12 protein-coding genes are annotated in these 15,188 nt (G+C 50.7%); 10 read left to right on the top strand and 2 right to left on the bottom strand.

The window, feature by feature from the left end; translation table 11 throughout:
* Positions 1-103 precede the first annotated feature (103 nt).
* Positions 104-1,576 (top strand): PLP-dependent aminotransferase family protein, encoded by a 1,473-nt coding sequence (locus On2M_RS07230; protein WP_210904556.1) that lies wholly within the window; start codon positions 104-106, stop codon positions 1,574-1,576.
* A gap of 45 nt (positions 1,577-1,621) precedes the next feature.
* On the opposite strand, the gene uxuA is transcribed toward On2M_RS07230, so the two are convergent.
* On the bottom strand, positions 1,622-2,812 hold the full coding sequence (gene uxuA / locus On2M_RS07225; RefSeq protein WP_187253422.1) for a mannonate dehydratase: 1,191 nt from the start codon (positions 2,810-2,812) through the stop codon (positions 1,622-1,624).
* A 202-nt stretch (positions 2,813-3,014) separates the two neighbouring features.
* Between uxuA and On2M_RS07220 the strand changes: the two genes are divergently transcribed.
* From On2M_RS07220 to yejF, 9 genes are all read left to right on the top strand, one after another.
* Positions 3,015-4,481, top strand: a complete 1,467-nt coding sequence (locus On2M_RS07220) for a mannitol dehydrogenase family protein (protein ID WP_210904555.1) — start codon at positions 3,015-3,017, stop codon at positions 4,479-4,481.
* Between the two features lie 119 nt (positions 4,482-4,600).
* Positions 4,601-5,587 carry a GTP-binding protein gene (locus On2M_RS07215; protein WP_210904554.1) on the top strand — a complete coding sequence of 329 codons (987 nt, stop codon included), beginning with the start codon at positions 4,601-4,603 and terminating at the stop codon, positions 5,585-5,587.
* Between the two features lie 34 nt (positions 5,588-5,621).
* A complete protein-coding gene (locus tag On2M_RS07210) occupies positions 5,622-6,335 on the top strand; it encodes a phosphatase PAP2 family protein (protein ID WP_151219859.1) in 714 nt (237 codons plus the stop codon).
* 413 nt (positions 6,336-6,748) lie between these two features.
* The gene (gene mepS / locus On2M_RS07205; RefSeq protein WP_003027474.1) at positions 6,749-7,318 is read left to right on the top strand and encodes a bifunctional murein DD-endopeptidase/murein LD-carboxypeptidase; all 570 of its coding nucleotides are present in this window, start codon (positions 6,749-6,751) and stop codon (positions 7,316-7,318) included.
* A 172-nt stretch (positions 7,319-7,490) separates the two neighbouring features.
* Positions 7,491-9,050, top strand: coding sequence for a cyclic di-GMP phosphodiesterase (locus On2M_RS07200; protein ID WP_210904553.1), 1,560 nt, complete (start codon positions 7,491-7,493; stop codon positions 9,048-9,050).
* Positions 9,051-9,149: 99 nt separating this feature from the next.
* Positions 9,150-10,964, top strand: coding sequence for an extracellular solute-binding protein (locus On2M_RS07195; RefSeq protein WP_210904552.1), 1,815 nt, complete (start codon positions 9,150-9,152; stop codon positions 10,962-10,964).
* A complete protein-coding gene (locus tag On2M_RS07190) occupies positions 10,965-12,059 on the top strand; it encodes a microcin C ABC transporter permease YejB (protein ID WP_003834575.1) in 1,095 nt (364 codons plus the stop codon).
* On the top strand, positions 12,059-13,084 hold the full coding sequence (locus tag On2M_RS07185; RefSeq protein ID WP_151219862.1) for an ABC transporter permease: 1,026 nt from the start codon (positions 12,059-12,061) through the stop codon (positions 13,082-13,084). The genes On2M_RS07190 and On2M_RS07185 overlap by 1 nt, the downstream gene beginning before the upstream one ends.
* A gap of 1 nt (position 13,085) precedes the next feature.
* Positions 13,086-14,675 (top strand): microcin C ABC transporter ATP-binding protein YejF, encoded by a 1,590-nt coding sequence (gene yejF / locus On2M_RS07180; RefSeq protein WP_210904551.1) that lies wholly within the window; start codon positions 13,086-13,088, stop codon positions 14,673-14,675.
* Between the two features lie 3 nt (positions 14,676-14,678).
* On the opposite strand, the gene On2M_RS07175 is transcribed toward yejF, so the two are convergent.
* Positions 14,679-15,023: a YejG family protein gene (locus On2M_RS07175; RefSeq protein ID WP_087051313.1), complete on the bottom strand. Its 345-nt coding sequence runs from the start codon at positions 15,021-15,023 to the stop codon at positions 14,679-14,681.
* Positions 15,024-15,188 lie beyond the last annotated feature (165 nt).

Raw genomic sequence — 15,188 nt, 5'->3', positions numbered from 1 at the left:
GCGAAAGCAGATTATAGGAACAGCATCCACTCTATGAGGTGAGTCAAATAGTAAAGATCAGAAATTCGTAATATAGTGACCATCTGTAAATAAGGAATTTCTTATGCTAACACTGACGCTCAATAGAGAAAGCCGTACTCCACTGCAACTGCAGATATTTCAATTTTATTTCCAGGCCATTCAGCAGGGTGATTTGCTTTGTGGAGACAAACTCCCCTCTATTCGCGAGCAGGCTCAGGTATTGCACGTTGCTAAAATAACGGTAGTGATGGCCTATGACAAGCTGATGGCGGCTGGGTTAATTAAGAGCCGACACGGCATTGGCTATGAGGTGATATTCACCAGGCCTGTACGTGTAACCCCAGTGCATGCGCCCGTGACTCAGGGCTCCCCACCGGTAAAACCTAAAGCTGCCGGGGTCTCTACCGATGTTTACGCAGAACCCGGGCGGGAATGCTACTGCCGGATAGGCGTCCCCGACCCCAATGCTTTTCCCTGGGCAAGCTGGAGAAAATGGAATAATGCCCCGAGCGTGTTTAAAGAACAATTATTTACCCGATATCATTCACCAAACGGATTATTTTCACTGCGTGAGCAATTAGTCAGATACCTTAATTTAACTCGCGGCATTAATACCCGGGCAGAGAACATCATTATTACCAACGGGATTCAGGAAGGATTGTCACTTCTTAGTCAAATATTTATTATTCATCATGCTGTCAGTCAGCAAAAAAAGTGCCACGTTGTGACCGAGTCCCCTTGTTATTCTGGCGCATGGCATCTGTTTAATTATTATGGCGCAGATATTACGTCAATTGCGGTAGATAACCACGGACTGCAAACAGATAATTTACCCGAAGCGGAAACCCAGCTTTGCTATGTAACCCCAGCTCATCAATATCCGATGGGAAGCGTACTTTCGCTGGAGCGTCGTCAGTCGTTATTGACGTGGGCGCAGCGCGTCGGCGCTTATATCATTGAAGATGATTATGATGCTGTGTTTACCTATGGCGAGAATCCCCTCCCTGCGCTGAAAGCCATGGATTATCACAATCGGGTTATCTACATGGGAACATTTTCTAAAACGCTGGGACCGGGGGCACGTCTTGGCTATCTCATTTGCCCAGATGAACTGCTCCCGGCGGTACAGAATATGAAAGCGCTTAACAACAACGGGAGTCAGTGGTTATTACAGCAATTCTTAGCCGAATTAATGCAAAATCAGGTGTTTTATACGCACATCAGTAAACTGGCCTGCAGTTACGCCGCGCGCCTTATCTTGTTACGCGATGGCCTTTCCAGTCTGTTTTCGGCAGGGAAAATCGCTGGCGCAACGGCGGGTCTGCACCTCTCTTTACGCATTGACAGACACCCCGATACGATAGCGAGGCTGCAGCAGCGTTGCCTGCTGGCAGGGATCCGCTTTGACACGCTGCCGGATATAGAAAATGGGTCAGAAGCAGTGTGGCGTAAGGAAAACAGAGACGCAGTAATGTTTTTTGGGTTTGGCGGGTTGCAGATACAGCAGATCAATAAGGTGTTGTCGGTGCTGGAGCTGGCGCTAACACAGCCTTGATAAACAGCGGGGATTGTACCTGTGGCACAATCCCTGTTGTTAGCCTTACAGCAGATCGCGGAACTGCGTTTGTTTCAGCGCCAGCTCAACGCCGCGAACTTCCGCCAGTCCTTTCAGGCGGCCGATCGCAGAGTAGCCCGGATTGGTTTTCTTGTGCAGATCGTCAAGCATCTGGTGTCCATGATCAGGACGCATAGGGATAGGCCGCAAATCACCCGCTTTTTTACGTCGCTGCTCTTCGTTAAGGATGGCAGCCACCACCGATACCATATCCACATCGCCCTGCAGATGCGCACCTTCGTGGAAGGTTTTTGGGTTCTCTTCACGGCAGGTTGAGCGCAGGTGTGTAAAGTGGATGCGATCGCCAAAGGTTTCGATCATTTTCACCAGGTCATTGTCAGCGCGTACGCCGTAAGAGCCGGTACACATAGTGAAACCGTTATTAATGCTGTCGACAGTTTCTTTCAGCCACTGCATATCTTCGATAGTCGAAACGATGCGCGGCAGGCCGAGGATCGGACGCGGCGGATCGTCAGGGTGCACGGCCAGGCGCACGCCGACTTCTTCTGCCACTGGCACAATCGCCCGCAGGAATACCGCCATGTTATCGCGCAGATCGTCTTTGCTGATGCCGTCATATTCGGCAAGGCGCGCACGGAACTGATCCAGCGTATAACCCTCCTCCGCACCCGGCAGGCCGGCAATGATGTTACGGGTCAGCTTTTCAATATCGGCATCGCTCATGGCATTGAAGTAGTCGAGCGCCTGACGTTGTTCTTCTTCGGTGTAATCCGCTTCAGCTCCCGGGCGTTGCAAAATGTGCAGTTCAAAGGCCGCAAAAGCAATCTGATCAAATCGCAGCGCTTTGGAGCCGTCGGGCAGCTGATATTCGAGGTCGGTACGCGTCCAGTCAAGGATCGGCATGAAGTTATAGCACACGGTATCGATGCCACAGGTCGCCAGATTACGGATACTCTGTTGATAGTTGGCAATCCACGTTTGATATTGACCTGAACGTGTTTTGATATCTTCGTGAACAGGAATACTTTCCACCACCGACCAGGTCAGGTCTTTTTCTGCCAGAATAGCCTGACGTTTTTGAATCTCTTCTACCGGCCACACTTCACCGTTGGGAATATGGTGCAAGGCGGTCACAACACCCGTTGCGCCAGCCTGACGCACATCATCAAGTGATACTGGATCGTTAGGTCCGTACCAACGCCAGGTTTGTTCCATTGTTTCACCTCACAAGTTGTTATACCAAATTAAGCTAACTGAATGATGACTACCATACAGGCATCCCATAGATGATCAACAGATGGCCGGTCATTGATTGATCCAGCTCACATTCCCCTGATAAATGAGGCACACCAATTTAATTTGCTGTCATATAACTTTATACTGGCATTGTTAATTAATGGTTAATCAGGTGTATTTAATGAAAACTATTGCCTCAGCGCCACTGGCGGAAAATGTCATGATGCCGCAGTACGACCGCCAGCAATTAAAAACGCGGATTGTGCATTTTGGTTTCGGTGCTTTTCACCGCGCCCATCAGGCGTTATTGACCGACAGGGTGCTGAATGCGCAAGGCGGAGATTGGGGAATTTGCGAAATCAGCCTGTTTAGCGGCGCTCGGCTGATGCGTCAGCTGCGCGAACAGGATCATTTATTTACGGTGTTAGAAAAAGGGGCTAACGGCAACCAGCCGATTGTTATCGGCGCCGTCAACGAATGTCTGAACGCCACGCTGGATTCGCTGACAGCCATTATTGAAAAATTCTGCGAGCCTCAGGTGGCGATTGTCTCATTGACCATTACTGAAAAAGGCTACTGTATCGATCCGGCAACAGGTTCGCTGGATCTCTCTAATCCGCGTATTATTCACGATCTGCAGACACCGGCTGAACCGCACTCCGCGCCCGGAATTATTGTTGAAGCACTGCACCGTCGACGTGAACGTGGACTGCAACCGTTTACCGTCCTCTCCTGCGATAACATCCCGGACAATGGTCACGTAGTAAAGAACGCCGTGCTGGGAATGGCGAAAAAACGCTCACCTGAACTGGCGCAGTGGATCCTGGCGCATGTCAGTTTTCCGGGCACTATGGTGGACAGGATCGTTCCTGCCGCTACCGAAGCATCACTGGCTGAAATTACCCACGAACTGGGCGTGGCCGATCCTTGCGCAATCAGCTGCGAACCGTTTATCCAGTGGGTGATTGAAGACAACTTTGTCTCTGGCCGCCCACAATGGGAAGCAGCGGGTGTGCAGCTGGTCGAAAACGTCTTGCCATGGGAACAAATGAAACTGCGGATGCTGAACGGCAGTCATTCATTTCTCGCTTATCTCGGCTATCTGGCCGGATTCCAGCACATTAGCGAATGTATGCAGGACCGCGCATTTCGTGAAGCCGCTTACCGGCTGATGCTCAAGGAACAGGCCCCCACACTACAAATTACCGATGTGGATTTGGACCAATATGCACTAAGTCTGCTTGAGCGCTTTGCCAACCCGGCGCTGAAGCATAAAACCTGGCAAATCGCGATGGATGGTAGTCAGAAATTACCCCAGCGAATGCTGGAAGGGATCCGCGTACATTTAGCACGTCAAAGCGAGTGGCCGCTGCTGGCGCTCGGCGTCGCCGGCTGGATGCGTTACGTGAGCGGCGTGGATGACTCAGGCGCCGCAATTGATATTCGTGACCCGCTAAGTGAGAAGATTACCGCTCTGGTTAAACAGAGCACTGAATCAGAACGTGTCAGCGCCCTGCTTTCGCTGCGCGAAATTTTCGCTCCCGATCTCGTCCAGAATCCGCAGTTTGTCGCAGCGATTGAAAAAGCCTGGCAACGTATTACTCAATACGGAGCACATCAGGCTGTCATTACCACGTTAAATAATTAACGATTTCTGCCATTAAACCGGACGAAGTGCGTCTTCGTCCTCTCACCCCTTCTCTTTTTCGCCGTTTTTCGCCAGGATTGTTAAATGCCATTACGGTTATTTATGATTCTGGAGTAAATGTGACTAAAACCAATCTCATCACTGGTTTCCTTGGCAGTGGCAAAACCACCTCTATTCTTCATCTATTGGCGAACAAAAATCCCGCAGAGAAGTGGGCCGTGCTGGTCAATGAGTTTGGCGAAGTAGGCATCGATGGCGCGCTGCTGGCCGACAGCGGCGCACTGCTAAAAGAGATCCCCGGCGGCTGTATGTGCTGCGTTAACGGTCTGCCGATGCAGGTTGGCCTCAATACGCTGCTACGTCAGGGAAAACCTGACCGTCTGCTGATTGAACCCACTGGCCTCGGTCACCCAAAACAGATTTTGGATTTACTCACCGCACCGGTTTACGAACCGTGGATCGATCTGCGTGCGACCCTCTGTATTCTTGACCCGCGGCTGTTACTGGATGAAAAAAGCGTCGCCAATGACAATTTCCGCGACCAGTTGGCCGCCGCGGATATCATAGTGGCCAACAAAGCCGACCGCGCCACAGCGGAAAGCGAAAATGCCCTGCAAAGCTGGTGGCAACTCTACGGCGGCAATCGCCAGTTAGTTCACGCCGACCATGGGCAAATTGACGGTCAACTACTGGACTTGCCCCGACTAAACCTGGCGGAGCTTCCTGCAAGCGCTGAGCATACCCATAGTCATGCCGATAAAAAGGGGCTGGCGGCATTGAGTCTGCCTGCCCAACAGCGCTGGCGGCGCAGCCTGAACAGCGGACAGGGCCATCAGGCCTGCGGTTGGATTTTTGACGCTGACACAGTCTTCGATACCATCGGCCTGCTGGAATGGTCACGCCTTGCCCCTGTAGGGCGCGTGAAGGGGGTAATGCGTATTAAAGAAGGACTGGTACGCATTAACCGCCAGGGAGATGACTGGCATATTGAAACGCAAAATGTTGCGCCACCGGATAGCCGTATTGAACTTATTTCCGATACCGAGACCGACTGGAATGCGTTACAGGGCGCGTTGTTGAGACTTCGTTTAGATGGTGGCGCGTAAGGTTGCCTTCGTTTTATAGCAATGGTAAACGACGATGAAAACCCGATATCCTCTTATTCTCCTGCTTAATATTGCGGGTCTGGCGCTATTTCTGTCCTGGTATATTCCAACCGGGCATGGGGTCTGGTCCTCACTGGATACGGATGTTTTCCGCTTCTTTAATCAGAAGCTGGTGGAAAACCCGTTGTTTTTATGGATTGTTGCTATCACCAATAATCGGGCCTTTGATGGCTGCTCATTGCTGGCAATGGGCGCATTGATGCTGCACTTTTGGCTGAAAGAGGCGTCGGAAGGTCGCCGACGCATTGTGGCTATTGGCCTGGTAATGCTGCTCACCGCCGTGGTATTAAATCAATTGGGTCAGGCGCTAATTCCCGTTAAACGGGCCAGCCCTACTCTGATGCTGGATAATATTTATCGTGTCAGCGAGCTGCTGCATATTCCAACCAAAGATGCGTCCAGAGACAGTTTCCCCGGCGACCACGGTATGATGCTGCTTATTTTTTCCGCATTTATGCTGCGTTATTTCGGAAAAATCGCAGGCATAATCGGCCTTATTATCACTGTGGTTTTTGCCTTCCCGCGCGTAATGATTGGCGCTCACTGGCTCACCGATATCGTGGTCGGTTCCATGACGGTCGTCTTGATTGGACTTCCCTGGTGGTTAATGACGCCATTAAGCGACCGATTAGTCACGCTGTTCGTGAATTATCTGCCTGGTAAAAACAAACAATTTTCAAACAAATAACACAGAGTAATTAACATCATCAGGGATACTTCTGATTCCCTGATGATGCTTGCCGATATTTCATCATTCTGATTGTCATTCTCCTGTCACATTATTCATGTTGCAAATGAATGAGTTGCCTGTTTTTTCCTCTGATTGTTCTTATTTTATACAATGCCGTTTATTCACTTTCTGTATCAATTTTTCTTATAAGAAATCACGTAAAATCACTCGCAATGACCGGAGCGATCGGGTAATCTCGAACTCGTTTTGCCTCGCAGGGTAATTATTCTCTTTACGAATAAATTTGTGCGTTCTGCCACAGATTTGACCTTAAAGAATTGTCTCATCGTGCGATGGTAATTAGTCTCGTCACGTTTGGCATTTTTTATAACGATATTTATCGTTAAGGACTTCAAGGGAAAACAAACAAAATGGTCAAATCTCAACCGATTTTGAGATATATCTTGCGGGGCATACCCGCGATAGCAGTTGCGGTTCTGCTTTCTGCATGTAGCACAACGAACACCGCCAGGAATATGCATTCTGAGACGCATGCTGTGGGCAATGGAGATAACTCTTCACTGCAAGCCTCTCAGGATGAATTTGAAAATATGGTGCGTAATATTGATGTTAAATCACGTATTATGGACCAGTATGCTGACTGGAAAGGCGTGCGTTACCGCCTTGGCGGCAGCACTAAAAAAGGTATTGATTGTTCAAGCTTCGTACAGCGTACGTTTCGCGAGCAATTTGGTTTAGAGCTTCCTCGCTCAACCTACGAACAACAGGAAACGGGTAAATCCGTTTCGCGCACTAATCTGCGCACAGGCGATCTGGTTCTGTTCCGTGCTGGCTCTACTGGCCGACACGTCGGTATTTATATCGGCAACAACCAGTTCGTACATGCCTCGACCAGCAGTGGCGTTATCATTTCCAGCATGAACGAACCTTACTGGAAAAAGCGTTACAACGAAGCTCGCCGGGTCCTGAGCCGCAGTTAATTTCGTTTGGCAGCTATCCCTTGGCTATCCTGATGAGACATATAAAAAAGCACTGCTACGGCAGTGCTTTTTTTTGCGTTGCTTTTGTGACTAAGAAAAATCTCACAACATGAATCATTTCAGGTTATATTCATACAGGACAAATGGTTACTTCAGGTAAACATAAGGAACTATGTTAAGACGCTCCTCTTCTTCCGAACGTAAACTCCTGCTCACCTGCGTTATAACGGGGATAGTCGTCGCGTTACTCGTCAGCTCACTGCAGTTTTTTATGTCATGGCATCAACGAAACGCAAAGTACGACACGCTAACGTCTAACATACAAAGTTATATAGAAAGTTTCTTCGTTGACCTTGAAACCACCACCAACACGCTACAGCCTCTGGTAAAAGACACCTGCTCGCAAGCTTCAGCTCAACTCACTTCCAGCGCTGCGTTTAGCCTGAATGTTCGGGCCTTTTTACTGGTAAAAGACGGTATCGCTTTCTGCTCTTCAGCAACCGGTCCAATGAATACTCCTCTTCAGCAGTTGGTTCCCGTTCTGGACATGACGAAAGATATCGATATGGATCTCCAGCCCGGTACGCCAATGATGCCGAATAAACCGGCAATACTCATTTGGTATCGCAATCATTCATTACAGAACAGCGGCGTTTTTGCCACTCTGAATGTTAACCTGGCCCCCTATCTTCTCTATAACGCCAGGCAAGATGATTTCAACGGCGTAGCACTCATCGTCGGGAAGACGGCTATCACCACGTTTTCCGAACAATTAATCCCTGCGTCCAAACTCCCTGCCATCCCATCCTATAATGCACGGTTGTCTACATTCCCGTTGGAGGTGCGTTTTTACGCGGATCGGTGGACGTATAAAGATGTGGGATACGCCATCATGCTCGGATGCTTGGCCGGGATCATGACCGCCCTCCTTCTCTGGTACTACATCTATGCCGTCCGTTTACGCCCGGGGAAAGATATCCTTAACGCCATCAAACACAATCAGTTTTATGTGGTGTACCAGCCCGTCGTAGAGGTGCAAACGCTGGAGGTGAAAGGTGTCGAGGTACTATTACGCTGGCATCACCCGACCACCGGTGAGATCCCTCCGGATGCCTTTATTCACTACGCAGAATCACAGAAAATGATTGTGCCGCTAACCCAGCACCTCTTTAAGCTGATAGCCCAGGACGCACCGATGCTACAAAAAGCATTGCCCGCGGGCGCAAAACTGGGGATCAATATCGCGCCAACGCACTTACACGGCGAGACGTTTAAAGATGATATTCAACGCCTGTACACTTGTCTTCCGGCACACTTTTTTCAACTGGTGCTGGAAATCACCGAGCGGGATATGCTGCATCAACACAAGGCAATCGAGCTATTTGAATGGTTGCATTCAGCAGGTTTTGAAATTGCCATTGATGATTTTGGCACAGGTCATAGCGCACTTATCTATCTGGAGCGCTTTACCGTTGACTACCTGAAAATCGATCGCGGCTTTATTAACGCCATTGGGACGGAAACCCTGACCTCTCCGGTTCTGGACGCCGTGTTGACACTCTCTAAACGTCTTAATATGCTGACAGTTGCTGAAGGGGTTGAAACACCTGAGCAAGCCCGTTGGCTGCGCGAGCGTGGAGTACATTTTTTCCAGGGATACTGGATTAGCCGACCATTAAAGCTTGCTGATTTCGTGCGTTGGATGGCGCAGCCCAATAAGCCGACGTGGTGATCGCAGTATGCGAATCATAGACTCTCACTCGCCGCCGCATCTCTTATCTCTCAGGCATGATGCCTGTCGGGTTGTGGCAGGAAAAGGAAATCGCTTTTAATGATCCCTCGCGTATTGCTGCTGTTTATCGCCCTCATCGGGTTTAGCGCCGAGGCGCAGTCCATCAAAGAAAGCTATGCTTTTGCCGTACTGGGTGAACCGAAGTACGCGTTCAACTTTAATCATTTTGATTACGTAAACCCTGCGGCCCCCAAAGGCGGGCAAATCACTCTCTCCGCCATCGGCACTTTTGATAACTTCAACCGCTATGCAATGCGCGGTAACCCCGGTGCGCGTACCGAAACCCTCTACGATACGCTGTTTACTACCTCTGACGATGAACCTGGCAGCTATTATCCACTCATCGCCGACAGCGCACGCTATGCTGACGACTATTCCTGGGTGGAAATCGCCATTAATCCACGGGCGCGTTTTCATGATGGTTCTCCCATTACTGCCAGAGATGTCGCATTCACCTTCCACAAATTTATGACCGAAGGCGTGCCGCAGTTTCGTCTGGTCTACAAGGGAACAACGGTAAAAGCCATCGCGCCATTAACCGTACGCATTGAATTAGCCAAACCGGGTAAAGAGGACATGCTCAGCCTGTTTTCATTACCCGTGATGCCAGAGAAGTACTGGAAAGATCATAAGCTCAGCGACCCCCTATCATCACCTCCTCTCGCCAGCGGTCCTTATCGCATCACGAAATGGAAAATGGGCCAGTATATTGTCTATTCGCGCGTCAAAGATTATTGGGCCGCTAATCTGCCCGTCAATCGCGGACGCTGGAACTTTGATACTATCCGCTACGACTACTACCTGGATGATAACGTCGCTTTTGAGGCGTTTAAGGCCGGGGCGTTTGACCTGCGTCTTGAGAACGATGCCACAAACTGGGCGACGCGTTATACCGGGAAAAATTTCGCGAATCATTACATCATTAAAGATGAACAAAAAAATGAATCCGCCCAGGATACGCGCTGGCTGGCATTTAATATTCAGCGTCCGGTGTTCAGTGACCGACGGGTGCGGGAAGCCATCACCCTGGCCTTTGATTTCGAATGGATGAATAAAGCTCTGTTCTATAACGCCTGGAGCCGGACCAACAGCTATTTTCAGAATACCGAATATGCTGCTACAAAATACCCCGATGCAGATGAACTGGTGATTCTCGCCCCTTTGAAAAAAGATCTCCCTCCTGAGGTCTTCAGCCAAATCTATCAGCCGCCAAAATCAAAAGGCGATGGCTATGATCGTGAGAACTTGTTGAAAGCCGATACCTTACTGGAACAAGCCGGATGGGTACTCAAGGGGCAGCAACGCGTAAACAGCGTCAGCGGTAAACCCCTGAGCTTTGAGCTGTTGCTCCCGGCGGGTAGCAACAGTCAGTGGGTGTTGCCGTTCCAACACAACCTGCAACGCTTAGGCATTACGATGAACATCCGTCAGGTTGATAACTCGCAAATCACCAACCGCTTGCGCAGTCGCGACTATGACATGATGCCAAGGTTGTATCGCGCGATGCCATGGCCGAGTTCTGACCTGCAAATTCTGTGGGCTTCTGATTATATTGACTCCAGCTACAACGCTCCCGGCGTGCAAAGCCCGGTAATCGATAACCTGATTGGCCAAATCATTGCCGCGCAAGGTAATAAAGCCAAACTTATCCCACTCGGTCGGGCACTGGACAGGGTTTTAACCTGGAATTACTACATGTTGCCGATGTGGTTTATGGCAGAGGATCGTATCGCCTGGTGGGATAAATTTTCGCATCCGGCTATTCGCCCAATTTATACCATTGGCCTCGACAACTGGTGGTATGACGTCAACAAAGCGGCGAAACTGCCCGCTGCCAGACGGCAGGGAGAATAAATGGGCGCTTATCTGATTCGACGCCTGCTGCTGGTGATCCCAACGCTTTGGGCGATCATTACGATCAATTTTTTTATCGTGCAGATTGCCCCCGGCGGCCCAGTTGAGCAGGCCGTCGCCGCTATTGAGTTCGGGCAAAGCGGGGCATTACCTGGTGCGGGCAGTGAAGGCGTTCGCGCCAGCCACGCGCAAACCGGTGTTGGTAACATTAGCGACAGTAATTATCGCGGCGGCCGGGGTCTTGACCCGGAAGTCATCGCCGAAATCACTCGGCGTTACGGGTTCGATAAGCCCATTCATGAGCGCTATTTCAAAATGCTTTGGGACTATATTCGTTTTGATTTCGGCGACAGTTTGTTTCGTAGCGCCTCAGTGCTGACACTTATCAAAGACAGCCTGCCAGTTTCCGTTACGCTGGGTCTATGGAGTACGCTCATCATCTATCTGGTGTCGATACCGCTTGGGATCCGCAAAGCGGTTCATAACGGCAGCCGATTTGATGTCTGGAGCAGCGCATTTATTATTATTGGCTATGCCATACCGGCCTTTCTGTTTGCCATTTTGCTGATCGTCTTTTTTGCCGGGGGTAGCTACTACGACCTGTTCCCGCTGCGCGGCCTGGTTTCCGCCAATTTTGACTCCCTGCCCTGGTATCAGAAAGTGACCGACTACCTTTGGCATATTACCTTACCCGTGCTTGCAACGGTGGTTGGCGGGTTTGCCGCACTGACCATGCTGACCAAAAACTCATTTCTGGATGAGGTACGCAAACAGTATGTCGTCACCGCACGCGCCAAAGGGGTCAGCGAGAAGAATATTCTCTGGAAACATGTGTTTCGCAACGCCATGCTGCTGGTAATCGCGGGCTTCCCGGCGACGTTTATCAGTATGTTTTTTACCGGCTCGCTGCTGATTGAAGTGATGTTCTCGCTTAATGGTCTGGGGCTACTGGGATATGAATCCACCGTATCACGCGACTATCCGGTCATGTTTGGCACGCTCTATATCTTCACCCTGATCGGCCTGCTGCTGAATATCCTCAGTGACATCAGCTATACGCTGGTCGATCCCCGTATTGATTTTGAGGGACGTTAATGTCGCGATTAAGCCCCGTCAATCAGGCCCGCTGGGCGCGTTTTCGCCATAACCGTCGCGGTTATTGGTCGCTGTGGATTTTTCTGGTGCTGTTCGGCCTTAGCCTGTGTTCAGAACTGATTGCCAATGATAAGCCGCTGCTGGTGCGCTACGACAACAGTTGGTATTTCCCCTTGTTCAAAAACTACAGTGAAAGCGACTTCGGCGGACCGCTGGCGACCCAGGCTGATTATCAGGATCCTTGGCTACAGCAGCGCCTGGAAGACCAGGGCTGGATCCTGTGGGCGCCAATACGCTTTGGTGCTACCAGCATTAACTTTGCCACCGATAAGCCCTTCCCTTCCCCGCCTTCGGCACAAAACTGGCTGGGAACGGATGCCAACGGCGGTGACGTGCTGGCGCGGATCCTGTACGGCACACGTATTTCTGTTCTGTTTGGTTTAATGCTAACTCTGTGCTCCAGCGTGATGGGGATAATGGCTGGCGCAATCCAGGGCTATTATGGCGGCAAGGTGGACCTGTGGGGGCAGCGCTTCATTGAAGTTTGGTCAGGTATGCCAACGCTGTTTCTGATCATTTTGTTGTCGAGCGTGGTCCAGCCTAACTTCTGGTGGCTGCTGGGCATAACGGTGCTGTTTGGCTGGATGAGCCTGGTGGGCGTGGTGCGCGCGGAGTTTTTACGCACCCGAAACTTTGATTACATTCGTGCCGCTCAGGCGCTCGGCGTGAGCGATCGCAGTATTATTCTGCGCCATATGCTACCCAATGCGATGGTTGCCTCTCTGACCTTTTTACCGTTTATTTTATGCGCCTCGATAACGACCCTGACCTCGCTGGATTTTCTTGGGTTTGGCTTACCGCTTGGCTCGCCATCGCTGGGAGAACTCCTGTTGCAGGGTAAAAACAACCTGCAGGCACCGTGGCTTGGCATTACCGCGTTCATCTCCGTTGCCCTGCTCTTATCGCTACTGATCTTTATTGGTGAAGCGGTACGCGACGCGTTCGATCCCAACAAGGCGATTTAAGATGACACAACCTCTGTTAGCTATTGACAATTTATCGGTAGGTTTTCGCCAACAGAACACCGTGCGCACCGTGGTCAACAGTCTGTCACTGCGCGTTGATGCCGGGCAAACGCTGGCACTGGTGGGTGAATCCGGCTCAGGTAAAAGCGTGACCGCGCTGTCTATTTTACGGTTGTTACCCTCCCCTCCGGTAGTCTACCTTTCCGGCGATATCCGTTTTCATGGCGAATCATTACTTCACGCCGATGAGCAAGTGCTTCGCGGCGTGCGGGGGAATAAGATCGCCATGATTTTCCAGGAACCAATGGTGTCACTAAACCCACTTCACAACCTGGAAAAACAGCTTTATGAAGTGCTGTCGCTGCATCGAGGAATGCGTCGGGAGGCCGCGCGTGCAGAAATACTGACCTGTCTTGATCGTGTCGGTATTCGTCAGGCGGCCAAACGACTCGCAGACTACCCGCACCAGCTGTCCGGCGGTGAACGCCAGCGCGTGATGATCGCCATGGCGCTGCTAACGCGACCGGAGCTGCTGATTGCCGATGAACCCACCACCGCGCTGGACGTTTCCGTCCAGGCGCAGATCCTGCAGCTGCTGCGGGAATTGCAGCGTGAGCTGAACATGGGATTGCTGTTCATTACCCATAACCTCAACATTGTGAAAAAACTGGCCGATACCGTAGCAGTCATGCAAAACGGCCAGTGTGTTGAGCAAAATCATGCCGCACAGTTGCTCAGTGCGCCAACGCATCCCTATACGCAGAAATTGTTAAACAGCGAACCTTCCGGCGACCCGATACCTTTACCAGCCGGGCAAGCCCCGCTGCTGGAAGTGGAAAAACTGTGCGTCGCATTCCCCATCCGCAAAGGTATCCTGAAGCGTGTGGTGGACCACAACGTCGTGGTTAACAATATCAGTTTTTCTCTGCGACCCGGTGAAACGCTGGGGCTGGTCGGTGAGTCAGGGTCGGGGAAAAGCACTACCGGACTGGCGCTCCTGAGGTTAATCACCTCACAGGGAAGCATTGTGTTCGATGGTCAGGCGCTGCATACCTTAAATCGTCGCCAGCTGTTGCCGATCCGTCACCGCATACAGGTGGTCTTTCAGGATCCCAACTCCTCGCTGAACCCGCGCCTGAGCGTGCTACAGATTATTGAGGAGGGGTTGCGCGTTCATCAGCCTACCCTTTCAGCCGAACAGCGCGAAGCGCAGGTGAAGGCGGTAATGAAGGAAGTGGGACTGGATAGTGAAACGCGACATCGTTACCCGGCGGAGTTCTCTGGCGGCCAGCGTCAACGTATAGCTATTGCCAGGGCATTGATTCTCAAGCCCTCCCTGATCGTTCTGGATGAACCAACATCGTCGCTCGACAGAACCGTACAAGCGCAAATCCTGACGTTGTTAAAGTCCTTACAGGAAAAGCATCGGCTGGCTTATATCTTTATCAGCCATGATCTGCACGTCGTACGCGCGTTATGCCATCAGGTTATTGTGTTACGTCAGGGAGAGGTCGTGGAACAAGGGCAATGCGAGCACGTATTTAACGCGCCACAGCAGGCGTATACGCGTCAGCTACTTGCGCTAAGCTGACGCTCAAAACGGATTGTTGTTTGAAAATGGTTCTGCGATGGCCACGCCGAAATTTTTCAGTCTGCAGGTCGCGGCAAATTCATCCTGACGATTCACAAACAGACACGGCTCCCCTTCGCATTCCAGCACGGAACAAGGTACCTCAATGTCGCTGAGGGCTTGACTAAGTTTGTGCATGACTGACCATGCGCTGTCACCATCAGGGCTAAGCAATTTGAGAGCCACCAGGCTGTTTTCATTGCTCTGACCGTTGTGCGGAATCGGTTCAACCTTTGAACCTGCGAAACCCACCGACCAACGATAGCACTGCGGCAGACGATGAACGATTGAGAGTTGTAATGTCATCACTTTCTTTCCCTGGAAGTACAATCACTTCACAATTATTTTACATCAATATTAACACATTATTGACAATACGTCTTTAGACAGTTGCTAAACGTTTACACCCAGTCTTTACGACGCTTTCCGAACCCACTATTTAAATTTATTCAACGGTTCAGGCATGTTTCCGCG

This window comes from Citrobacter sp. On2M (assembly GCF_018035235.1).
Taxonomy (GTDB): domain Bacteria; phylum Pseudomonadota; class Gammaproteobacteria; order Enterobacterales; family Enterobacteriaceae; genus Citrobacter; species Citrobacter meridianamericanus.
The sequence above is the reverse complement of the archived record's forward strand: the minus strand, read 5'-3'. Positions and strand labels throughout refer to the sequence as shown.